We start from the raw sequence: 20789 nt of genomic DNA on the forward strand, positions 1-20789 counted from the left end.
ACTTGCTGATGGTAGTCGTTTGCGCCGCAACAGGATTTTGTTCCAGGGGTGCGACAATAGGAACCGGCGCGGCCTCGAGGCGTTCGAAGGACTGATTTCAGCAGACCACAGAGAGTGCGCCCATGCCCCGATGGACAACCCCGACCGGCCTTGGGGGGTGGCTGACGTTGCTTCTTGGGGTCCTGCTGGCCGTGATCGGTTTGGTTCTGACGGTCGGCGGCGTTCAGCTCGCGATGCTGGGCGGATCCTGGTATTATCTGATCGCGGGCCTGGCGCTGATCGTGTCGGGCTTTTTGCTTGTCTATCGCGACGTGCGCGGGGCTTGGCTCTATGGCGCGGTATTCGTCGCCACTGTGATCTGGGCGCTGTGGGAAAAGGGCCTGAACGGCTGGGCCATGATCCCGCGCCTGGTCGGGCCGCTGGTGCTGATGTTCCTGGTGCTGGCGACCCTGCCGGTGTTGCGGTCGCGCGGCGGCGGCAAGACGGCAAGCTTCGGCGCGCTTGGTCTGGCGGTCCTGACGGTAGTGTTCGGCCTGGTGGTCGGACAGATCAACGCGCCCGGCGTCGATAGCCCAGTGCCCGGCGCGCGGGGACCGTTCGGCGATCCCGCCCTGATCAAGGCCGGCCTGGACTGGCCCGCCTATGGCGGATCGGACGCGGCCCAGCGCTATTCGCCGCTGAACCAGATCAACAAGACCAACGTCGGCCAGTTGCAGCGCGCCTGGACCTTCCGCACCGGCGATCTGCCTGGCGAACGGTTCGGCGCCGAGACCACGCCGCTGAAGATCGCCGACACCGTCTATCTCTGCTCGGGTCGCAACAAGATGTTCGCCCTGGACGCCAACACCGGCCGGCAGAAATGGGTCTATGATCCCAAGGTGGCGGACGATCAGATCCCCTACACCGCCGCCTGCCGGGGCGTGACCTATTACGCCGCGTCCAACGTCGATCAGGCCCAGCCCTGCGCGACGCGCATCATCGAAGGTACGCTGGACGGCCGGATCATCGCGGTCGATGCGCGCACCGGCGTGCCTTGCCCCGCCTTCGGAACCAACGGTGCCGTCAGCATCAAGGAAGGGATGGGCAATCCCTATCCCGGCATGGTTTCGATCACCTCGCCGCCCGTCGTCGTCCGCGGCGTCATCGTCACGGGCCATCAGGTTCTGGACGGCCAGAAACGCTGGAACGCATCGGGCGTGATCCAGGGCTATGACGTCGTCACGGGTCAGCTTCGCTTCGCCTGGGACATGATGCGTCCCGACATCACCACCGCCCCGCCGGCCGGTCAGACCTATACGCCGGGCACACCGAACATGTGGACGACGGCGACGGGCGACGAAGCCCTGGGCCTGGTCTATCTGCCGATGGGCAACTCGGCCGCCGACTACTATTCCTCGCTGCGGCGGCCCCAGGAGAACCAGTATTCCAGCGCCCTGGTCGCGCTGGACGTCACGACCGGCAAGCCGCGCTGGAGCTATCAGACCGTTCGCCGCGACGTCTGGGACTATGACCTGGGTTCGCAGGTGACGCTGGTCGACATGCCGACCGCAGGGGGCGTGACGCCTGCGGTGATCCTGCCGTCCAAGCGCGGCGAAATCTTCGTGCTGGATCGCCGCACGGGCCAGCCCCTGCACGGCGTTCAGGATCGTCCGGCGCCGCGCGGCGGCGTCGAACCGGCGCAGCGCGCGGCGACCCAGCCCTATTCGCTGTTCAACACCCTGGCCAAGCCTGAGCTGCGCGAAGTCGACATGTGGGGCATGTCGCCGATCGATCAGATGATCTGCCGCATCCAGTTCAAGAAGGCGTCGTATCAGGGCCAGTTTACGCCCCCGACCGCCGACCGTCGCTTCATCGAATATCCGGGCTACAACGGGGGTTCGGACTGGGGCAGCGTGGCGCTGGACCCGCGTCGCGGCGTGATCATCGCCAACTATAACGACATGCCCAACTACAACCGTCTGGTGCCGCGCGCCGAGGCGAACAAGCTGGGCTGGTTCCCCCGCGACGACCCTCGCTATCAGGAAGAAACGACCGGCGAGGGCGCCAAGGCCGAGGGCGCGGGCGATCCGCAGATGGGCGTGCCCTATGCGATCGACGTCAACGCCGGTTGGCGGATGCCCTTCACCGGCCTGCTGTGCAAGGAGCCTCCGTACGGCGGCATCCGGGCCATCGATGTCCAGAGCGGCAAGACCCTGTGGGATCGTCCGTTCGGCACGGCGCGCAAGAACGGGCCGTTCGGCATCCCCTCGATGCTGCCGCTGGAGATCGGTACGCCGAACAACGGCGGGTCGGTGGTCACGGCCGGTGGCCTGATCTTCATCGCCGCAGCGACCGACGACCTGATCCGCGCCATCGATATCGACACGGGCAAGACCGTCTGGTCCGATGTCCTGCCCGCCGGCGGCCAGGCGAACCCGATGATCTACGAACAGAACGGCCGCCAGTATCTGGTGATCGTGGCGGCGGGCCATCACTTCATGGAAACGCCGGAGGGCGATTACGTGATTGCTTATGCGCTGCCGCAGCGCGGCTGAGGTGACGCACTAATCTTGCTCTTTTCGGGAGAGGCGTGCCGGCAAGCGTGTGGAGGCGGCTCGGAAACGAGCCGCCTTTCGCTCGTGGTCAGGGCCTGATCTGGCCCTGGCCGCGCACCACATATTTGTAGGTGGTCAGTTGCTCGGCGCCGACCGGCCCGCGTGCGTGGAGGCGGTTGGTGGAGATGCCGATTTCGCCGCCGAAGCCGAACTCGCCGCCGTCGGCGAACTGGGTCGAGGCGTTGATCAGGACGATGGCGCTGTCGATCTTGGCCGCGAACCGTTCGGCGGCTTCGGCGTCGGTTGTGACGATGGCCTCGGTGTGGCCCGAGCCGTAGCGGGCGATGTGGTCGGTCGCGGCCTCCAGATCGCCCACGACGCGGACGGCGAGGATGGGGGCCAGATATTCGGTGGTCCAGTCGGCCTCGGTCGCGGGCGTCATGCCGGGCACAAGGGCTTGCGCCTCGGCGTCGCCGCGCAGTTCGCAGCCGGCGGCGATCAGGTCGGCGGCGACGGGGGGCAGCAGGAGCTGGGCCGCCGCCCGGTCCACCAGCAGGGTCTCGGTGGCGCCGCAGACCGAGACGCGGCGCATCTTGGCGTTCAGGACGATGGCGCGGGCGGTCTCAAGATCGGCGGCCTCATGCAGATAGGTGTGGTTCAGGCCTTCCAGATGGCTGAGCACGGCCGTTCGCGCCTCGGCCTGGACGCGGGCAACCAGGCTCTTGCCGCCGCGCGGGACGATGACGTCGATGGCGCCGTCCAGCCCGGTCAGCATCAGACCGACGGCCTCGCGGTCGGGGGTGTCGACCAGCTGCACCGCATCGGCGGGCAGTCCGGCCTCGGCCAGGGCTTCGGCGATCAGGGCGGCGATGGCCAGCGACGATTGCAGACAGTCCGAGCCGCAGCGCAGGATGGCGGCATTGCCCGAGCGGATGCACAGGGCGGCGGCGTCGGCGGTGACGTTGGGCCGGCTTTCGTAAATTACGCCCAGCACGCCGATGGGGGTGCGGACGCGGGCGATGTCCAGGCCGTTGGCGGGCGTCCAGCGTTCGGTCTCGACGCCCAGCGGATCGGGCACGGCGGCGATGGTCGCCACCGCCTCGGCCATGCCGGCGATACGGGCGGGGCTCAACGACAGCCGATCGATCAGGGCCTCGGTCATGCCGTTGGCGCGAGCGGCCTCCACGTCGCGCGCGTTGGCGGCGAGCAGGGCGGGTTCGGCGGCCGTCAGCTTTGCCGACAGGATTTCCAACGCGCGGGTGCGGGCGGCGGCGGGGGCTTCGCGCAACAGCACGGCGGCGGCGCGGGCGCGCTGGCCTAGGTCGAGCATTCGGGTCTTCAGGTCGGTCATCGGTCGTCCAGCACCATGTCGTCGCGGTGGATCAGCACCGAGGCCCCGCGATAGCCCAGCAGGGTCTCGATCTCGTCCGAGCGGCGGCCGCGAAGGCGCGCGGCCTCGTCGGCGGCGTAGGCGGCCAGGCCCACCCCGACAGCGCGACCGTTCGGGTCGATCAGACGCACGCAGTCGCCCTTTTCAAAACCTCCCGAGACGGCCGTGACCCCGGCCGGCAGCAGGCTCTTGCCCGCCTTCAGCGCCGTGACGGCCCCGGCGTCCAGCGTCAGGGTTCCGGTTGGCGACAGGCTGCCGGCGATCCACTGCTTATAGGCGGCCATCGGCCCGTCGGGGGCGGCGATCAGGGTGGCGCGGGCGCCGCCGCGGATGGCGCTGAGCGGCGACAGGGTCTGGCCCGAGGCGATAATGGTGGCGCAACCGGCCGAGCGCGCGATCTGGGCCGCCGCCAGCTTGGTCGCCATGCCGCCGGTTCCGACGCCGGCCTCGGCGTTGGCGCCGCCGCCCATGGCCAGGATGTCGGGGCTCAGCGTCTCGATCAGGGGCAGATGGGCGGCGTTCGGATCACGGCGCGGATCGGCGGTATAGAGGCCGTCCACGTCCGACAGCAGGATCAGCAGATCCGCTCGCGCCAGCTGGGCCGTGCGCGCCGCCAGCCGGTCGTTGTCGCCGTAACGGATTTCCTCGGTCGCCACCGTGTCGTTCTCGTTGACGATGGGTATGACGCCGTGGGTCAACAAGGCCTCGACGGTCGCGCGGGCATTCAGCCACCGCCTGCGGCGTTCGGTGTCGTCGCGCGTCAGCAGAACCTGGCCCGCGATCAGGCCGTGCGGGTCCAGCGCCCCGGACCAGGCGGCCATCAGCAGCGACTGTCCAACCGAGGCCGCCGCCTGCTTGTCCTCCAGCCGTGCGCCCAGCGCGGGCAACCGGCCCCGGCCCAGGGCGATCGAGCCGGACGAGACGACGATGACCTCGCGCCCCTCGGCCTTCAGCGCCGCCAGATCCGAGGCGACGGCGGCCAGCCAGTCGCGCGTCGGCTGGCGCGTGGCCGCGTCGATCAGCAGGGAGGATCCGATCTTGACCACGAACCGCCGGGCGGCGCCCAGCGCCGACGCAGCGTTCGGGCCGACGGGGAGGGCGGCGCGCTGGGACATGAAGCTTTCTCTAACGCCACGGTTCGGGCTTGTCTCTTGCCGTGTCTCGCCGCAATGCAGACGGATGATGGAATCCCTTTCCCCCATCGCCGCAGGCGGTCTGGGCAGTCTGGCGGCGGGCATGATGACGGCGGTGGGCGCCGTGCCGCTGCTGTTTTTCCGCAAGGCGGGGGTGCAGACCCAGAGCGCGCTGCTGGGTTTCGCCGCCGGGGTCATGCTGGCGGCCTCCTTTTTCTCGCTTATCATTCCGGGCGTGGACGTGCTGCAGGCGGGCGGGGCCAGCCAGGCGGCGGCGGCCGGCGTCATGGGGGCGGCGGTGCTGATCGGGGCGACGGTGATCGGACTGATGAACCGGTTCGCGCCGGTAGACATGCTGGCCATCGGGCCGGCGGGATCGCGCGACCTGTCGCGGCGCATCTGGCTGTTCATCATCGCCATCACCCTGCACAACTTCCCCGAGGGCGCGGCGGTGGGCGTCAGCTTCGGCGGCGGCGACATGCATCAAGGGCTGTCCACGGCGCTCGGCATCGGCATCCAGAACATGCCCGAGGGTCTGGCGGTGTCGGCGGCGATGGCGACCCTGGGATACGGCCGCTGGCCGGCGTTCGCCGCGGCCCTGGCTTCGGGCCTGGTCGAGCCGGTCGGCGGCCTGATCGGCGCCAGCGTGGTCGATCTCTTGCCCGGCGCCCTGCCGTGGGGGCTGGGCCTGGCGGCCGGAGCCATGATCTATGTCGTCACCGCCGAGATCATTCCCGAGACCCGCGAGAAGTCCAAGGGCGAGGGGTCGATGATCGGCCTGATGATCGGCCTGGTCGGAATGATGTTCCTGGACATCGCCCTGGGATGACGCGGGCGAAACGCGGCGTGACCGCGCAGCGGGGCGTTACATCGATTTACATGGCGGGCGGGGGTTGAAGCCGTCGGGGCCGAGAGGCTAGGCCTCTCGCTTCGCTGCTCGATTGTCCCCCGAAAGGAGCGCCAGCCTAAATGACGCGACCTCTCAAGCCTGCGGCTTCCCGTAGAAATTTCTTGTCTGGCCTGGGGCTTTTGGCCCTGATGGGCGCCGGAGTGTTCCCCATGCCTGTATCCGCCCAAGCGTCCCGCACCGTCGCCCGTCACCGCCAGAAGATCGAGGATCTGATCGCGGCCATGACGGTCGAGGAGAAGGCGGGCCAGCTGAACCTGCTGGCCGATCCGTTCCGCTGGATGCCGACGGCGGTGAACCCGCTGGACGGCACGGGTGATCCCGCGCGCGTCACCGCCCTGATCCGCGAAGGCAAGGTCGGCAGCCTGTTCAACGGCATCGGCGCCGAGGCGGGCCGTCGCATCCAGCGCGTCGCGATGGAGGAAAGCCGGCTGAAAATCCCGCTGCTGTTCGCGGCGGACGTGATCCACGGCCTGTCGACCATCTTCCCGGTGCCCCTGGCCGAGGCGGCGGCCTTCGACACCGAACTGGCGCGGCGCACGGCGCGGGCCGCGGCGGTCGAGACGGCGGCCTCGGCCGTTCACCAGACCTACGCCCCCATGGTGGACGTGGCGCGCGACCAGCGTTGGGGCCGTAACGTCGAGGGCGCGGGCGAGGATGTTCTGCTGAACAACCTGCTGGCCGCCGCCCGCGTGCGCGGCTTCCAAGGTGAAAAGGGTCTGGACGACCGTGACGCGGTCCTGGCCACCGCCAAACACATGGCCGCCTATTCCGCCGCCGTCGGCGGGGTCGAATACAACACCACCGACATGAGCGAGCAGACGCTCCGCGGGGTCTTCCTTCCGCCGTTCAAGGCCTCGGTGGACGCCGGCGCCCTGTCGATCATGAGCGCCTTCAACGACGTCAACGGCGTGCCGGCGTCGGGCAGCCGCAAGCTGCTGACCGACATCCTGCGCGGCGAATGGGGCTTCGAGGGTTTCGTCGTCTCCGACTACACCTCAGAGCAGGAGCTGGTGGCCCACGGCTTCGCCGAGGACGGCCGCGACGCCGCCCGCCTGGCCTTCAATGCCGGGGTCGATGTGTCGATGGTGTCGGGTCTGTATCTGGAACATCTGCCCAGCCTGGTCGCCTCTGGCGAGGTGTCGATGGCGCGGCTGGACGAGGCGGTGCGCCGCGTCCTGAACACCAAGGCGGCGCTGGGCCTGTTCGACGACCCCTATCGCGGCACCGATCCGGTGCGTGAAAAGGCGGTGGTCGGGTCGCGCGAGCACGTCGAACTGTCGCGCGAGGCGGGCCGCAAGTCGGTCGTGCTGCTGAAGAATGACAACGGCCTGCTGCCGCTGAAGAAGAGCCAGAAGATCGCCCTGGTCGGCCCGTTCGCCGACGACGTGGACAATGTCTGGGGGCCGTGGACCATCTGGGGCGCGCCCGAGCGCCGCGTTTCGCTGGAGGCAGGCTTCCGCGCGGCCATGAGCGATCCGCAGAACCTGACCCTCGCACGCGGTTCGGGCGTCGAGACGCCGCTGGACGGCGGGATCGAACAGGCCGTCGCGGCCGCCCGCGACGCCGAGGTCATCGTCCTGGCCATCGGCGAAGCGACCAACATGTCGGGCGAGGCCCAGTCGCGCACCGAGATCGTGGTGCCCGCCCCGCAGGTCGCCCTGGTCGACGCCATGGCGGCGCTGGGCAAGCCCATGGTCATCCTGCTGAGGAACGGCCGGGCGCTTGCGCTGGAAGGCAATGTGAAGAACGCCCAGGCCATCGTCGTGACCTGGTTCCTGGGCGAACAGATGGGCCATGCCGTCGCCGACGTCCTGTTCGGCGATCACGGCCCGTCGGCGCGCCTGCCGGTCAGCTTCCCGCACAAGTCGGGCCAGCAGCCCTATTCCTACGACCGCAAGACCACCGGCCGCCCGGCAAATCCCGATCTGGCGAGCGAGGAATACAAGGCCCGCTATCGCGAGACGACCAATACGGCGCTGTATCCCTTCGGCTACGGCCTGACCTATGGCGCGATCAGCTATGGGCCGGTCGAGATGGAGAGCGACAAGCTGGCCTGGGCCGGCACGCTGGACCTGGCCGTGACCGTGACCAACACCGGGTCGCATCCGGCCGAGGAGCTGGTGCAGCTCTATATCCACGACCGGGTCGCCAGCCTGACCCAGCCGGGCCGATTGCTGAAGGACTTCAAGCGCGTGTCGCTGAAACCGGGGCAAAGCGCCAAGGTGACCTTCACCCTGAACGCCCGCCAACTGGGCTTCATCGGCGCGGACGAGACCTGGCGCATCGAGCCCGGTCTGTTCGACGTCTGGCTGGCGCCGCACGCCCAGGGCGGGGCGAAGGCGACGTTCCAGCTGATCGGTCCGGCGTCCATCACCGACGGGCGGTGACGCGCGCCAAGTTGACGGGGCAGGCGGCAGGGCTTAACGACGCCGCCGTTTGCCTTCGGCCTTCGTATCGGCCGGATTCGATTTTAGGAGCGCGCCCATGACGACGAAGATTCTTCCGGGCGCCACCGGCGTTCTCGCGCTCGCAGACGGCACGATCCTGCAGGGCGTCGGCGTGGGCGCCGTCGGCTCGGCTCTGGGCGAGGTGGTCTTCAACACCGCCATGACCGGCTATCAGGAAATCCTGACCGACCCGTCCTATATGAGCCAGATCCTGGCCTTCACCTTCCCGCACGTCGGCAATGTGGGGACCAATGTCGAAGACATCGAGCAGATGGGCGGCGGGTCCGACACATCGGCGCGCGGCGCCATCTTCCGCGACGTTCCGACCGATCCGGCCAACTATCGCTCGGACGCCAGTTTTGACGACTGGATGAAGCGGCGCGGCGTGGTGGGTCTGGCCGGCGTCGACACCCGCGCCCTGACCAAGATCATCCGCGACAAGGGCGCGCCCCACGCCGTCATCGCCCACGACCCGGACGGAAACTTCGACCTCGAGGCGCTAGTCGCCCAGGCCAGGGGCTGGACCGGGCTGGTCGGTCTGGACCTGGCCAAGCCCGCCTCGACCTTGCAGGCGTTCGAATGGAACGAGGGCCTGTGGGACTGGCCGGAAGGGCACCCCAAGACCGATGGCCGCAAGGACGTGGTGGTCATCGATTACGGCGTGAAGCGCAACATCCTGCGCGCCCTGGCCTCGACCGGCGCGCGCATCACCGTGGTCCCGGCGACGACGACGGCGGAAGAGGTTCTGGCCCGCAATCCCGACGGCGTGGTCCTGTCGAACGGTCCGGGCGATCCGGCCGCGACGGGCGAATACGCCGTGCCTGAAATCCAGAAGCTGGTCGCCAGCGGCAAGCCGTTGATGGGCATCTGCCTGGGCCACCAGATGCTGGCCCTGGCCCTGGGCGCCAAGACGGTGAAGATGGATCAGGGCCACCACGGCGCCAACCATCCGGTCAAGGATCTGACCACCGGCAAGGTCGAGATCGTGTCGATGAACCACGGCTTCACCGTCGATCGCGACAGCCTGCCCGACGCGGTGACCGAGACCCACGTCAGCCTGTTCGACGGCACCAATTGCGGCATCGCCGTCAAGGACAAGCCGATCTTCAGCGTCCAACACCACCCCGAGGCCTCGCCCGGGCCGACCGACAGCCTTTATCTGTTCGACCGGTTCGCCGATCTGATGGGCGATCGCTGACGCCATGAAACAGGGGGCGGTTCGGTCGGACTATCTGGACTGGCTGGCCGAGGCGTTCGAGGTCGCTCGCCGGTTTACGCCCCTGCCGGACGGCGATGTCGTCGTCGGCTACGCCACCGGATACGACGCGGACGATATCGCGCCCTTCGTCCTGTCGCTGCGGGCCGTGTTTGAGGGTCCTGTGGCCCTCGTCGTCGACGCTGAACCGGCTCTGCGCGCCTTTCTGGCCCAGCATCGGGTGACCGCCGTCGATGCGCCGGTCTGGCGCGGATGGGCGCCACATCCGGTGATGCAGCGGTTCGTGGCCTTCGCCGGTCTTCTGGGCGATCGGTCAGGCGTCGCTCTGGCCTGCGACGTGCGCGACGTGATCTTCCAGGCGCCGCCCTTCGATCCGGCGCCCGAGAGCCTTGAGGCCTATGTCGAGGCCGAGACGCCGCTGGCCGATCACGCCTTCAACATGAAATATCTGCGCGCCCTGTTCGGCGAGGCGCAGGCGCGGCGGCTGGCCGACAAGGCCTGTCTGTGCGTCGGCACCATCGTCGGGCCCCGCGCCGAGGTCTCGCGCCTTTCCCGGCTGATCCTGTCGCTGGCGGCGACGCCGCGATCCGAGATCGGCGGGGCGTTCGGCGCCGATCAGGCGGCCTTCAACATGGCGATCCATCAGGGTCTGACGGCGATGAGCGTGCGCCCCAACTACGGGCGCGTGGCGACCCTGGGCCTGACGCCCGGCGAGACACTGAGGTTCGAAGGCGGCAAGGTCGTCAATCCCGACGCCAGCGTCAGCCCCATCGTCCATCAGCATGATCGCCATCCGCATCTTGAAGCGCCGGTCCATGCGCTGTGGGGTGGCGGGCTGGAGCTGCGTCGGCGGGTAAGGCCCAAGTCGGCGGGGCAGAAGTTCGAAAAGCTGAAAGCCTCGCTGCGCCGCCGGATGCCCGAACTGCGCTGAGCCGGCTGTGCCACGCCCAGGCGCTGGCGACGATGGAGGCCAGGTCCGACTGGCGTGGCGCAAAGCCCAGCGCCTGACGCGCCAGAGTGATGTCTGACACAAGATGCGGCGGGTCGCCTGCGCGGCGCGCTCCGGCCACATCGGGCACACGAAGGCCGCTGTGGCTCGCGATAGCGTCCAGCACCTGCCGCACAGAATGGCCTCGGCTGGCCCCCAGATTACAGGCGAAGAAGCCGCGTCGATCGCCGAGCAGTTGGCTCAAGGCGGCGAGATGGCCCTGGGCCAGGTCGCAGACGTGGACATAGTCGCGCACCGCTGTGCCGTCGGGCGTCGGATAGTCGGTCCCATGAACGGCGAAATCGTCGATCCAGCCGCGCAAGGCCATCATAGCGCGCGGGATCAGATGGGTCTCGACCGGCCGATCTTCGCCGATCAGGCCTGACGCCGAGGCGCCGCTGGCGTTGAAATAACGCAGCGCGACAACGTTCAGCCCGTGCGCGGCGCTGGCGTCCGACAGAATCTGTTCGCAGCCCAGTTTGGAGCGGCCATAGGGGGTGACGGGCGCCAGCGGCGTCGCCTCGGTGATCGGATCGCCGCCGGGATCGCCATAGACGGCGCAGGTGCTGGAAAAGACCAGCTTGTTCACGCCCGCCGCACGCATCCCGCCCAACAGGCCGAACAGACCGCCGACATTGTTGCGGTAGTAGTCCAGCGGCGCGCGCACCGATTCCGGGACCACGGACGAGCCGGCGAAATGCATGACGGCGCAGATGTCGTGGGCGATCAGGGTGTGGCGCACCTTGTCGGCGTCCCAGACATCGCCCTCGACCAGCGGCCCCCAGCGCACGAAACGGCGACGGCCGGTCGACAGGTTGTCATAGGTGACGGGCCGATAGCCGGCAGCCGCCAGGGCCTCGCACACATGGGCGCCGATATAGCCCGCGCCGCCCGTGACCAGGATCGCCTTCGCAGATGTCAGCGCCGATCCGACTTCGCCCATCCGCACTTGTCGGATACCGAGGGTCGATAAATCAACCCCAAATCACCGCCATGGGTATTCAGAGGTGCGAAGCGACTGTCAGGGGATCGGCGAGAAACTGCGTTCTTCGCGCAGGGCGCTGGCTTTCCGGACGGCGATCGGTGCGGCATGCAGCCAGTAGTCGGCGTCTTCGAGACGCTGCTCTCTGCGGCGCTCCAGTCCGCGCAGGCGGCGCAGGGCGGCGTTCTGGAGAAGGCGCGCGTGCAGGGCGCGGGGCGACAGTTCGGCAATGGCGGGAGAGCCGGGGACGGCGACGGCGTCGGGGCCTTTGGGCTCCACCGCCGGGCGGGCGATGGCGATAAACATGGTGATCTCGGTGCAGGAGGGAGAGGCGCTTCTGCGCCGAGCTAACGATGGGTTAACCACAGTCCCTGTGGATAGTTCCTGAGTGCGTCCGAAAAAAGTCCGTGAATCGAAAGACTTACTGCCCGTTTCCGGACAAAATGGTTACCAAAATCTTAATCCGGGATCGGAGTGTTCGCTCGACGATGTTCGGGAAGGGCGCTGCAAAGGCGCCGCCGGTGGCAGTCCCTAGGGGAGTCGAACCCCTCTTTTCAGGTTGAAAACCTGACGTCCTAACCGATAGACGAAGGGACCGCGGCCGGGGCGGCGCATTTGCCCCGGTTCGGCTCCTCCTGCAAGCAAAAAGTTACGCGGCCGCGGCGGTTGCGGGCACGAGGGCGTCCAGCGCCGGGAACAGGTCGGCGATCAGATCCTCGACATGCTCCAGACCCACCGACAGGCGCACCAAACCATCGCCGATGCCGGCCGTGGCGCGCTGTTCCGGCGTCATGGCGGCGTGGGTCATGGTGGCCGGGTGGGCGATCAGGCTTTCAACGCCGCCCAGCGATTCCGCCAGGGTGAAGATCTCCAGCGTCTCGACCAGATCGCGCACGGCGTCCGTGCCGCCTTGCAGTTCGAAGCTGAGCATGGCTCCGGGGCCGGCCTGCTGGGCCGCGACCAGGGCGTGGTTGGGGTGCGACTTCAGGCCGGGATAGTGGACGGCCTTGACCGCCGGGTGGGCGGTCAGCTTTTCGGCGATCTTGCCCGCCGTGGCCTGTTGCCGCTCGATGCGCGCGAACAGTGTGCGCACGCCGCGCAGGGTCAGGTAGGCGTCGAAGGGCGAGCCGGTCACGCCGGTGCAGTTGGCCCACCAGGCCAGGGTCTGGTGATCCTCGGCGTCGGCCGAGATGACGGCGCCGCCGACCACGTCGGAATGGCCGTTGATGAACTTGGTCGTCGAGTGGACCACGAAATCGGCGCCCAGCTTGATCGGGTTCTGCAGCGCCGGCGACAGGAAGGTGTTGTCGCAGACAACCTTGGCGCCCGCCGCATGGGCGCGGGTGCAGATGTCGGCGACATCGACCAGACGCAGCAGCGGATTGGAGGGGGTCTCGACCAGCACCAGCTTGGGCTTCAGCGCTAGGGCGGCCTCGAAGGCGACGGGATCGCCCTGATCGACCAGCAGCAGTTCGAAATGTCCTTTCTTCGCGCGGGCGTTCAGCAGGCGACAGGTGCCGCCGTAACAATCGTGCGGCGCGATCAGCAGATCGCCCGGCTCCAGCAGGGTCAAAGGCAGGTCGACCGCCGCCATGCCGGTGGCGGTGATGACGCAGCCGGCGCCGCCCTCCAGCTCGGTCAGGGTCTCGGCCAGCACATCGCGGGTCGGATTGCCCGAACGGCTGTAGTCGTATTTCCGCTTCTGATCGAAGCCGGCGAAGGAATAGTTGGATGACAGATACAGCGGCGGCATGACCGCGCCGTGGGCCGTGTCCGTATCCACGCCCGTGCGGGCGGCGATGGTGTGCGGATTGGCGATACGGGTCATGCTTTGATGTCCTTCAAGGCGGCGCGGAGGATGTCGCCGACGAAGGCGTCCTCCTTCAGAAAGGCGTCGTGGCCATAGAGCGAGGGCGCCTCGACGAAGCGCCACAGGGTCGGCAACCGCGCGGCCAGTTCGCGGATGTCGTCGATCGGCACCAGCCGGTCGGAGGTAAAGCCGATCAGGGTGACGGGGGTCGTGATGGCTTCCGGCGTCACGCTGTGGCGGTCCAGGGAATCGGACATCGACAGCCAGCGGGCCGGGGTGGTGTGGGTGCGGTAGGCCTGGCCCCGTGCCGTCAGATAGTCGCAGACGGGATAGGCGCCGCCGACGGCCGCGGGCGCGGTGGTGTCGAAGCGGTCGTCGAACTCCTCGGCCGTGCGATAGGTGGTCATGGCCAGTTCGCGGGCCAGGGCGACGCCTTCCTCGGGACGGCCGGCGGCGACGGCGAACTGCAGGATGCGGCGCTGGATGCCGCGCCAGGCGGTGGCCTGGGGATGGGCGCGGTGGGCGGCCGACACGATGATCAGCTGCTCGGCCCAGTCGGGGAACAGTTCGGCGAAGGCCAGGCCGACCATGCCGCCGTACGAGCAGCCGACGAAGGCGGCGACGCGCTCGATCTTCAGGTGGTTCAGCACCAGGGCCAGCAGGCGGGCCTGGTCCTGGGTGGTGATGGTGACGGCCTTGTCCAGAAACTCGGCGCCGGGGGCGAAATCGACGGCCAGAACTTGCAGGCGGCTCAGGTCGATAGGCCCGCGCACCGAAACGGCGCCAGACCACCAGCCCAGGCCGTTGGTCTCCGTCCGGTGGACGAAGCGTCCCGCCGAGATGCCGCCGGCGACCACGACGACGGGGGCGCCGATCCGGCCGTGCAGGCGGCCGACGATATTGGGCTGGTTCAGCTTTTCGCCCGAGGCGAGGCGGAAGTCGGCGGGAATGGGAACGATGACGTCGCGGGCGCCGCCGCGCTCACGCGTCGGTTCGCGGTCAGGGGTGATGGCTGTCGCGCGGCGACAGTCGGGGTCTTCGAGCAGGGTGGTTTCGGCCAGTGTCATCGTCGTTCCGCATCGTTCTCGCTCAGCAAGTCTCGATGCGGTGACAGAGCGTGGAGCGTCGTCTTGTCGATGCTCCACTCATCTCTCGCGACCCCGAAGGACCCCGCAGGAGTTGGCACCGTTTCGAGCTGTGAGACCCGATGGTTGCCCCAGCGTCAAAGGGCCTAATCCCTCGGCTGGTCTTGATGAGTGACTTTACGTTGATGATCCGGGCGGCGCCGGTCAAGCGAAAAATTCAACCTCATTGACGGCGTGTGTCGACTGCACAGGGGTGAAAACGCACCATAAGTGCCTTGTCGTGAAAAAATCATCCACGGCGACTTGACAGGGCGGGGGTCGTCCGATCACCCTAGCATCAGATTTCAACCGGACCTGCCCTGTGCAACAGCGCTCGCTCATCGCCGAAGTTTCGACCGTCGCCGGCCTCGCCGCGACGCGTTTCGGCATGATCCTCGGCGGCACGATTATCGGCGGTACCACCGGCACCACCACCATGCCCGAACGGGCGGGACGAGTTTAGCGCGCCGAACCCCGGCAACCGCAGAACCCGAACCCCGCCCGGTCCGCCAGGCGGGGTTTTTTCTTTTCAACCCACCCCATCCCGATCTTTCCCGAGAACCCCGATGTCCGCCCAACTCGCCGTCGTAGAAAAATCCGAAAGCCTCGATCCCAGCAGTCAGCCTTCACCAGGCTTGGTCGGGCCAGAGGTGGTGGTGTTGAAGTTCGGCTCGTCCATCCTGCGCAGCCCGGCGGAGGCGCCGCTGGTCGCCTCGGCCGTCTACGGCCATGTGCGGGCGGGCCGAAAGGTGGTGGCGGTGGTCTCGGCCTTCGGCGGGGCGACGGACCGGTTGCTGGGCGAGGCGCGGGCGCTGGGCCTGGCCCATTCCAACGACCTGCTGCCCGGCTACGTCGCCCTGGGCGAGGAGAAGTCAGCGGCGCTCGTGGCCATCGCTTGCGACCGGATCGGTCTGGACGCCTGCGCCCTGTCGGTGCGCGAACTGGGCATCGTGGCGGAGGGTGAGCCGGAGCATTCGCGCCCCTGCGGCCTGCGCCCCGACCATCTGAAACAGGCGCTGGATCGGCACGAGGTGGTGGTGGTGCCCGGGTTCGGCGCGGTGCGGCCGGACGGCAAGGTGGCCCTGCTGGGACGCGGCGGATCGGACCTGACGGCGGTGTTCCTCGCAGCCGAGTTGGGGCTGAAGAAGGTGCGATTGGTCAAGGACGTGGACGGCCTTTACGACCACGACCCCAACGACAAGACGGCCCCGGCCCTGCGCTATCGCCGCGCCTCTTGGGACGTGGCGCGCAAGCTGGGCGGCGCCTTGGTCCAGCACGACGCCATCGACCTGGGTGAAAGCCGCGGGGTCGAGATCGAGGTGGCGGCGCTGGATCGCGCCGACGGCACGGTCATCGGCGACAAGTCGGCGCCGCCTGGCCCCGCGCCCGCCCTGCCGCCGCTGAAGGTCGCGGTCGCTGGATGCGGCGTGGTCGGCGGCGGCGTGCTGGGCAAGCTGCTCAATGATCCCCGCTACGAGGTCGTGGGCGTGCTGGTGCGCAATCCGAAGAAGGCGCGCGACGTGGACTGTCCGGCCTCGCTGTTCACTGCCAACCCGGCGGACCTGTGGGCCAAAAAGCCCGACATCGTGCTGGAGGCCCTGTCGGAAGGCGAGGCGGGCCATGCCGTGATCCGCGCCGCGCTCGAGGCCGGATGCGATGTCGCCAGCGCCAACAAACAGGCGGTCAGCCGCGATCCGGGCGGCCTTCAGGCCCTGGCGGAAGCCAATGGCCGACGCATCTTCTGGTCGGCCTCGGTCGGGGGCGGATCGCCGATGATCGAGACGGTGCGCGCGGCCCGCGCGGCTGGCGAGGTGGTCGGGTTCGAGGCGGTGCTGAACGGCACGGTCAACTTCATGCTGGAGCGGCTGGGTGACGGCGCGGCCTTCAACGAAGCCCTGGCGGACGCCCGCGCGGCGGGCTTTGCCGAGGAGGATCCGTCCTCGGATCTGGAAGGTCTGGATGCGGCGGCCAAGGTGCGGCTGCTGTGCCATGAAGCGTTCGGCCGTTCGCCCGACGGCGAGGTGCCGCGCGATCACCTGACGGAAACGACCTCAGCCGCAGGCGGGGTGCGCCAGATCGGCGCGGCTCATCTGAAGGACGGGGTGATCCGCCCGTCGGTGTCGCTGAACGCCGACCATGGCGACCCGTTGTTCTCGACCCTGCGCGGCGAGGGCAATGCGTTGAAGGTCTACGGCGCCGACGGCCGCGTGTGGCGCTGCCGGGGCCGGGGCGCCGGGCGTTGGGCCACGACCGAGAGCATCTTGGCGGACCTGGCCGAGATCGTGCGTGCACGGCGCGCCGATGCGGGCCTAAACTAAGGCCATGGCCGTCTTCACCCCTGTTTCCATCGCCGACTCCAAGAGGTTCCTGGCCGGCTACGACATCGGCGAGGTAGTCGATCTGACGGCCATCGCCGAGGGGGTGGAGAACACCAACTATCGGCTGGACACGACGCGCGGCCGGTTCGTGCTGACCCTGTTCGAGGGGCGGACGGACGAGGCGTCGCTGCCCTTCTGCCTGGGGCTGACGGCGCATCTGGCGGCGCGCGGCTTTCCTTGCCCGACGCCGATCGAGGACCGGTCGGGAGCCTGGCTAGGACGACTGAACGGCCGGGCGGCGGCGGTGATCGAATGGAAGACCGGCGCCTGGCTGCGCACGCCGTCATCGGCCGATCAGGCGACGGCGGGCGCGGTGCTGGCGCAGCTTCATCTGACGGCGGCTGATTTTGATCTGGAACGCACCAATCCGGTCGGGCCGGCCATGTGGCGTCGGCTGGCCGATCGGTGCGTCGAGGGAGAAGGGCGGGCGTCCGACGCGGATCGCGCACTGCTGAGACAGGTCCAGGCGACGCTGGCGCGCTTGGGCGATCCCTTTACGACCGATCTGCCGGGCGGGGCGATCCATGCCGACTATTTCCCCGACAATGTGCTGTTCCAGGACTGCGCCGTTTCGGCGGTCATTGACTTCTATTTCGGCTGCACCGGCGCCTTCGCCTATGACCTCGCCATCGCCCTGTCGGCCTGGGGTTTCGACGCCGAGGGGCGGGCGATGCCGGACGCCCTGGCGGCGTTCCAGCGCGGCTATGAGTCCGTGCGGCCGCTGAACGCCGCCGAGCGAGCGGCCTTGCCGCGCCTGGGCGAAGCTGCGGCCCTGCGGTTCACCGTGACACGGCTGCATGACCGCATTTTCCACGATCCCGCCAATCTGGTGATGCCCAAGGATCCGGCGGTCTTCCTGCGTCGGATGGACCACTGGCGCGCGACCGAACCGGCCTGAGGCGCCTGCGCGGCTTCGTCGCTGGAACCGAAAGCTTGGCCGGGATTTTGATGGTGCAACGGCGAAGTCCGCCGCTCCCCGAGGACGAAGATCATGACTGACGAAACCATCAACGGCGCCGCCTCGCAGGCGCAAGGTAAGTTCCAAAAAGGCGTCGGCAAGCTGGTCGGCGACCAGAAGATGCAGGTCGAAGGCGCCTATAACGACGCCAAGGGCCGCTCGCTGGAAACCTTCGGCAAGGCGATGGATTCGGTCGATCGCCTGGTCGAAAAGGTCCCCGCCGACTACCGCGACAAGGCCCGCACCGTCGCCGCCGAGGCGCGCAAGCGTCCGCTGGTCACGACCTTGTCGGTCGCCGGCGTCGGCCTGCTCCTGCTGCGCGCCCTGACCGGCGGCGGTCGTCGCTAAGGCGTTTAGTGGCGGCCTGAAAAGGCCGCCACGGCGTCACGCGCCGCGTCCATCGTCCCATCGACGATCGTCAACCGCTCGGGCTTGTCGCCTAGGGCGGCGATGACGTTTGCGGGTTCGGGTTCGAAGCCCAGGACGTTCGAGACGAAGTCGCCGAACTTGGACGGATGGGCGGTGGACAGGGCGACGACGGGGCCTTTCGAGCGGTCCTGGCGACGCGCGGCGGCCAGCGCCACGGCCGTATGCGGGCAGATGACTCGGCCCCAGGCCTCATGAGCGTGGGCGATCTCTGCGCGCGTCTCGTCCTCGTCGATGGAGACCGCCGAGACCTGGTTGCGCAGGGCGGTCAGTAGGTCCGGATCGAAGGCGATGGCGCCGTCGCGGGCGAAGGTTTCGAACACGGTGCGCGTCGCCTCGGCGTCGCGGCCCGTCGCCTCGAACACCAGCCGCTCGAAGTTGGACGGCGCCTGCACATCCATGGACACGCTGCCGCTTTCGACCGCCGGACGGCGTGAATAGAGGCCGTCGTTGAGGGCGCGGGCCAGGGCGTCGTTCTGGTTCACGGCGGCGACGAAGCCGTTGGACGGCATGCCCATTTTCGTAGCGGCGATGCCGGCGAAGGCGTCGCCGAAATTGCCGGTCGGCACGACGAAGGTCGCGGCCTCGCCCAGTTGAGCGGTCGCGGAGACATAGTAGGGGATCTGGCCGGCCAGCCGCGCCCAGTTGATCGAATTGACCGAGGACAGCCGGCCGCGTTCGCGCAGGGCCTCGTCGGCCAGCAGGCCCTTCACCAGGCGCTGGCAGTCGTCGAAATCACCACGCACGGCCAGGTTCACGACATTGTCGGCCTCGACCGTCGTCATCTGTTTGCGCTGAACCGGCGATACGCGGTCCAGAGGGTGCAGCACGACCAGATCGACCGACTTGGCGCCGGCGAAGGCGCGCACGGCGGCGGCGCCGGTGTCGCCCGAGGTGGCGGTCAGAATGGTCAGGCGCTCGCCCGAGGCGGCCAGGGCCTCGTCCGTCAGGCTGGCGACCAGCTGCATCGCCAGGTCCTTGAAGGCGGCGGTCGGGCCGTGGAACAGCTCCAGCACGAACAGGCCCGGCTCCAGCTCGACCAGAGGCGTAACCAGCGGATGGTCGAACCCGGCGGTCAGTCGGTCCAGTGCGCGGTACAGCGCGCCGTCGGGCAGCGCGTCGCCAATGAAGGGGGCGATGGCTTGCAGCGCGATGGACTTGTAGTCGGCCTTTCCGGTCCAGGTTTCGGGCGACAGGCTGGGCCAGGCGGTCGGCATATAGAGGCCGCCGTCAGGCGCGATGCCGCGCAGCAGGGCGTCGGTGAAATCCGTTTCGGGCGATTGGCCTCGGGTCGAGACGTAGCGGGCGCTGGAGGTGCTCATGACGTCGATGGTCGTAGCCAGACGGGGCGGCGGCGTCACCCGCTTTCTGGATGATTTTGTCGGGTTTTCGCGGGCTGTGGCCCGACAATCCGCGTCCGGGCGTAGAAGCGGGGGTTCAGGCGCATATTTTTGCCGCCTCATGTGCAATGTCGTCGGTCCTGCAAGAGGGGTTGCGACATCGCCCCGCTGGCGCGGATCGCCGCGACGGTCCATGTCAGGGACCATGAGACGACGCGATCTTCTGATCCGGCTGGGGCTGGTCGCCGGCGGCGTGGGCGGGGCCTGGTGGCTGCGCGACCATGTGGTCTGGCGCGGGCCGACGGTCGCCTTCGCGGCGAACGGCTCCAGCGGCTGGCTGCCCTATGCCGAACCGCGCGCGCCGACCCCGACGGTCGAGGTGGCGGTGAACGGACAGCCGGTGCGGGCCCTGATCGATTCGGGGGCGCAGTATTCGGTCATCGATCGGTCGCTGGTCGAGCGGCTGGGCCTGACCAGCGTCTTCAACATCCCGATGGTGGCTTACGGCGTCGGCGGCGACGCCCAGGTCGGACGCGGGACAACGCTGGATGTGGCGATCGGCGGCTTGCGACTGACCGGATTGCGCGCGGCGATCCTCGGCCTGGGGCCGCTGGCCGGCGATCAGGGATTGGGTGCGGCGCTGATCCTGGGGCAGGACGTGCTGCGCGAACTGGTGCTGGAGCTGGACACGGCCGAGCATCGGGTCCGGTTCCTGCCGCGCGAGGGCTGGACGCCGCCGTCGTCGCTGAAGCCCGTTCCGGTGACGCGGGCCGGCAAGGCCCTGCAGGCGGGCATCACCCTGGAAGGGGCGACGGTCAATGCGGTGATCGACACCGGCGCCTCGGCCGTGCTGGCCGTCACGCGCGAGACGGCCGAGGCCGCCGGACTGCTGGACGGGCGCGAACGCACGCCGGGTCAAAGCATCGTCCTTGGCGGCATGGTGCGCGCCGAGACCGTCGTCGTGCGTACCCTGACCATCGGCGACGAACTGTATCGTCAGGCGACGGTCGCCATCTATGACGACGTCGCGGTGCCGGGCTTCCCCAAGGCCCTGATCGGCATGGCCGCGTTCGAGAACCGACGGCTTGCGCTGGACCTGGGCGGCCCCGGCCTGTTCGTCGAACGGCCGATGGAGATCACGGTCGGCTAGGCG

The 20789-nt window shown here is 68.6% G+C and carries 16 protein-coding genes, 1 tRNA gene, 1 pseudogene and 1 riboswitch; of the genes and pseudogenes, 10 read left to right on the top strand and 8 right to left on the bottom strand.

Annotated features, from left to right (window positions below; all coding sequences use genetic code 11):
• The first annotated feature begins 122 nt into the window (after positions 1–122).
• Positions 123–2534: a membrane-bound PQQ-dependent dehydrogenase, glucose/quinate/shikimate family gene (locus Q9R14_RS15715; protein WP_306002988.1), complete on the top strand. Its 2412-nt coding sequence runs from the start codon at positions 123–125 to the stop codon at positions 2532–2534.
• Positions 2535–2622: 88 nt separating this feature from the next.
• Here Q9R14_RS15715 and Q9R14_RS15720 read toward each other — a convergent pair whose 3' ends face one another.
• On the bottom strand, positions 2623–3885 hold the full coding sequence (locus Q9R14_RS15720; protein WP_306002989.1) for a glutamate-5-semialdehyde dehydrogenase: 1263 nt from the start codon (positions 3883–3885) through the stop codon (positions 2623–2625).
• Positions 3882–5039, bottom strand: a complete 1158-nt coding sequence (proB, locus tag Q9R14_RS15725; protein WP_306002990.1) for a glutamate 5-kinase — start codon at positions 5037–5039, stop codon at positions 3882–3884. The genes Q9R14_RS15720 and proB overlap by 4 nt, the downstream gene beginning before the upstream one ends.
• Positions 5040–5106: 67 nt before the next feature.
• Between proB and Q9R14_RS15730 the strand changes: the two genes are divergently transcribed.
• The 4 genes from Q9R14_RS15730 (at position 5107) to Q9R14_RS15745 (ending at position 10561) form a co-directional block, all read left to right on the top strand.
• The gene (locus Q9R14_RS15730) at positions 5107–5886 is read left to right on the top strand and encodes a ZIP family metal transporter (protein WP_045809883.1); all 780 of its coding nucleotides are present in this window, start codon (positions 5107–5109) and stop codon (positions 5884–5886) included.
• Positions 5887–6116: 230 nt separating this feature from the next.
• On the top strand, positions 6117–8354 hold the full coding sequence (locus tag Q9R14_RS15735) for a glycoside hydrolase family 3 N-terminal domain-containing protein (protein WP_295184522.1): 2238 nt from the start codon (positions 6117–6119) through the stop codon (positions 8352–8354).
• Positions 8355–8451: 97 nt separating this feature from the next.
• Positions 8452–9612, top strand: coding sequence for a glutamine-hydrolyzing carbamoyl-phosphate synthase small subunit (gene carA / locus Q9R14_RS15740; protein WP_306002991.1), 1161 nt, complete (start codon positions 8452–8454; stop codon positions 9610–9612).
• A gap of 4 nt (positions 9613–9616) precedes the next feature.
• A complete protein-coding gene (locus Q9R14_RS15745; protein WP_306002992.1) occupies positions 9617–10561 on the top strand; it encodes a hypothetical protein in 945 nt (314 codons plus the stop codon).
• A 10-nt stretch (positions 10562–10571) separates the two neighbouring features.
• On the opposite strand, the pseudogene galE reads toward Q9R14_RS15745, so the two are convergent.
• The 5 genes and pseudogenes from galE to Q9R14_RS15770 all read right to left on the bottom strand — a co-directional run.
• Positions 10572–11561 (bottom strand): annotated as a pseudogene (gene galE, locus Q9R14_RS15750) (UDP-glucose 4-epimerase GalE); the annotation flags it as partial.
• 78 nt (positions 11562–11639) lie between these two features.
• Positions 11640–11906 carry a hypothetical protein gene (locus tag Q9R14_RS15755; RefSeq protein WP_039244738.1) on the bottom strand — a complete coding sequence of 89 codons (267 nt, stop codon included), beginning with the start codon at positions 11904–11906 and terminating at the stop codon, positions 11640–11642.
• Positions 11907–12122: 216 nt separating this feature from the next.
• Positions 12123–12197, bottom strand: a tRNA-Glu gene (locus tag Q9R14_RS15760).
• Between the two features lie 52 nt (positions 12198–12249).
• The gene (metB, locus tag Q9R14_RS15765) at positions 12250–13428 is read right to left on the bottom strand and encodes a cystathionine gamma-synthase (protein ID WP_306002993.1); all 1179 of its coding nucleotides are present in this window, start codon (positions 13426–13428) and stop codon (positions 12250–12252) included.
• On the bottom strand, positions 13425–14477 hold the full coding sequence (locus Q9R14_RS15770) for a homoserine O-succinyltransferase (RefSeq protein ID WP_306002994.1): 1053 nt from the start codon (positions 14475–14477) through the stop codon (positions 13425–13427). Before Q9R14_RS15770 ends, metB begins: the two co-directional genes overlap by 4 nt.
• 75 nt (positions 14478–14552) lie before the next feature.
• Positions 14553–14669, bottom strand: a riboswitch (SAM riboswitch).
• A 187-nt stretch (positions 14670–14856) separates the two neighbouring features.
• Between Q9R14_RS15770 and Q9R14_RS15775 the strand changes: the two genes are divergently transcribed.
• From Q9R14_RS15775 to Q9R14_RS15790, 4 genes are all read left to right on the top strand, one after another.
• Entirely contained in the window at positions 14857–14997 is a 141-nt protein-coding gene (locus Q9R14_RS15775) for a hypothetical protein (protein ID WP_017505697.1), read from the top strand.
• 103 nt (positions 14998–15100) lie between these two features.
• On the top strand, positions 15101–16852 hold the full coding sequence (locus Q9R14_RS15780; protein WP_306002995.1) for a Gfo/Idh/MocA family oxidoreductase: 1752 nt from the start codon (positions 15101–15103) through the stop codon (positions 16850–16852).
• A gap of 4 nt (positions 16853–16856) precedes the next feature.
• Positions 16857–17810, top strand: coding sequence for a homoserine kinase (gene thrB / locus Q9R14_RS15785; RefSeq protein ID WP_306002996.1), 954 nt, complete (start codon positions 16857–16859; stop codon positions 17808–17810).
• A 93-nt stretch (positions 17811–17903) separates the two neighbouring features.
• Entirely contained in the window at positions 17904–18218 is a 315-nt protein-coding gene (locus Q9R14_RS15790; RefSeq protein ID WP_039244733.1) for a CsbD family protein, read from the top strand.
• A 5-nt stretch (positions 18219–18223) separates the two neighbouring features.
• On the opposite strand, the gene thrC is transcribed toward Q9R14_RS15790, so the two are convergent.
• Complete coding sequence (gene thrC, locus Q9R14_RS15795) at positions 18224–19657, bottom strand: threonine synthase (RefSeq protein WP_306002997.1); 1434 nt, start codon at positions 19655–19657, stop codon at positions 18224–18226.
• Positions 19658–19841: 184 nt separating this feature from the next.
• Here thrC and Q9R14_RS15800 point away from each other — a divergent pair, with 184 nt between their 5' ends.
• Positions 19842–20786 (top strand): retropepsin-like aspartic protease, encoded by a 945-nt coding sequence (locus Q9R14_RS15800; protein WP_306002998.1) that lies wholly within the window; start codon positions 19842–19844, stop codon positions 20784–20786.
• Positions 20787–20789 lie beyond the last annotated feature (3 nt).

The sequence above is a fragment of the Brevundimonas sp. C43 genome (genome assembly GCF_030732185.1).
Lineage (GTDB): Bacteria > Pseudomonadota > Alphaproteobacteria > Caulobacterales > Caulobacteraceae > Brevundimonas > Brevundimonas diminuta_C.

Excerpts from the sequence above, each read along its gene's own strand:
- Q9R14_RS15715 (WP_306002988.1), top strand. The coding sequence starts at position 123 with ATGCCCCGATGGACAACCCCGACCGGCCTTGGGGGGTGGCTGACGTTG.
- Q9R14_RS15720 (WP_306002989.1), bottom strand. The coding sequence starts at position 3,885 with ATGACCGACCTGAAGACCCGAATGCTCGACCTAGGCCAGCGCGCCCGC.
- proB (WP_306002990.1), bottom strand. The coding sequence starts at position 5,039 with ATGTCCCAGCGCGCCGCCCTCCCCGTCGGCCCGAACGCTGCGTCGGCG.
- Q9R14_RS15730 (WP_045809883.1), top strand. The coding sequence starts at position 5,107 with ATGGAATCCCTTTCCCCCATCGCCGCAGGCGGTCTGGGCAGTCTGGCG.
- Q9R14_RS15735 (WP_295184522.1), top strand. The coding sequence starts at position 6,117 with ATGCCTGTATCCGCCCAAGCGTCCCGCACCGTCGCCCGTCACCGCCAG.
- carA (WP_306002991.1), top strand. The coding sequence starts at position 8,452 with ATGACGACGAAGATTCTTCCGGGCGCCACCGGCGTTCTCGCGCTCGCA.
- Q9R14_RS15745 (WP_306002992.1), top strand. The coding sequence starts at position 9,617 with ATGAAACAGGGGGCGGTTCGGTCGGACTATCTGGACTGGCTGGCCGAG.
- Q9R14_RS15755 (WP_039244738.1), bottom strand. The coding sequence starts at position 11,906 with ATGTTTATCGCCATCGCCCGCCCGGCGGTGGAGCCCAAAGGCCCCGAC.
- metB (WP_306002993.1), bottom strand. The coding sequence starts at position 13,428 with ATGACCCGTATCGCCAATCCGCACACCATCGCCGCCCGCACGGGCGTG.
- Q9R14_RS15770 (WP_306002994.1), bottom strand. The coding sequence starts at position 14,477 with ATGACACTGGCCGAAACCACCCTGCTCGAAGACCCCGACTGTCGCCGC.
- Q9R14_RS15780 (WP_306002995.1), top strand. The coding sequence starts at position 15,101 with ATGTCCGCCCAACTCGCCGTCGTAGAAAAATCCGAAAGCCTCGATCCC.
- thrB (WP_306002996.1), top strand. The coding sequence starts at position 16,857 with ATGGCCGTCTTCACCCCTGTTTCCATCGCCGACTCCAAGAGGTTCCTG.
- Q9R14_RS15790 (WP_039244733.1), top strand. The coding sequence starts at position 17,904 with ATGACTGACGAAACCATCAACGGCGCCGCCTCGCAGGCGCAAGGTAAG.
- Q9R14_RS15800 (WP_306002998.1), top strand. The coding sequence starts at position 19,842 with ATGAGACGACGCGATCTTCTGATCCGGCTGGGGCTGGTCGCCGGCGGC.